2 pseudogenes are annotated in these 1,135 nt (G+C 31.6%); both read left to right on the top strand.

Features of this window, described 5'->3' with window-relative positions:
• A pseudogene (locus tag D8787_RS11230) lies at positions 1 to 205 on the top strand (ATP-binding protein); the annotation flags it as partial.
• Positions 206 to 283: 78 nt separating this feature from the next.
• Positions 284 to 640 (top strand): annotated as a pseudogene (locus D8787_RS11975) (tyrosine-type recombinase/integrase); the annotation flags it as partial.
• Between the last annotated feature and the right edge of the window lie 495 nt (positions 641 to 1,135).

Genomic DNA, 1,135 nt, shown 5'->3' on the forward strand with positions numbered 1-1,135 from the left:
TATAACTGATCTTGGCCACTACGCTTATTATCAAGTCAGTGAAACAACACTTGCTCCAGAAACACTAGAAAGAGAACTTAGACCACTAGAAGCCATTAAAGATCAATTCCCAAAATATCTATTAACAATGGATACGATTCAGCCAACAGCCAATTACAATGGAATTGAGAAGAAAAATATCATAGATTGGTTACTAGAAAAGTAGATAATCATAAATCATACAGCTAACTAGATTTGTAACAGTCTGTTATCAATGATTCTACCCAAATCCTAACAAAATATATGGAAAAAACATCAAAATGCTGAACTATCAAAGTTTGGAATTATCCAATCCGATGAACAATATGTCTTTACTTATATCGATATGAAGGGTAATGTTAATAGCCCTCTACACTCTGACTATCTTAATAATAAAATGAAATCTGTCAAACGTCGTCATCCAGAACTTAAACATGCTACACCTCATAAATTACGACATACAGGAGCGACACTTGCTAAAAAGGCATGAATGAGCTTAGAAGCCATTTCTGAAGCATTAACTCATAGCGATACAATTACAACTAAAACTTATGTTAATGCTTCAAACATAGTTCCATTATCTGCTGGACAAGTTGCCTACCAACATCTTAAAAACAAGTAGGGTAATTTTAGGGCAAATTTTTTTAGAAAGTATAGAAAAAAGCACCCATAAGGTAAACTTTTGAGTGCTTTGAAACGTTGATATAGTCGTATTGATTAACGTTTACTAAATTGTGATGCTTTACGAGCTTTCTTAAGACCTGGTTCGAACATCTCGTATTTGAATGAATTTCAATATATGCTTAATATCAATGTTTCCCCACGTTTTCAGAAAGAAATATTTCATCTAATTTGAGTAACTTTCAATTGAGTGGTGTGAATTTTACCCTAAAAATACACGAATTGAGCTAGATTTTACCAAAAAGTTCACACCACTATTTAGATGATTTTTTATTTTGCCTGTTTTTACCTATGGTCTTACCCACGACAAAAATTATAGAGCCAAAAAACCCTAGTCACACATTTGAACTAGGTTTTTACGTTGCTTTGATTAACAAGATTACCAAATCTTTCAGAATTACATTTTCTATTTTATAGAAAAATATTAATAATAAAA

The organism is Streptococcus mitis, assembly GCF_003944325.1.
Classification (GTDB): Bacteria; Bacillota; Bacilli; order Lactobacillales; family Streptococcaceae; genus Streptococcus; species Streptococcus mitis_CW.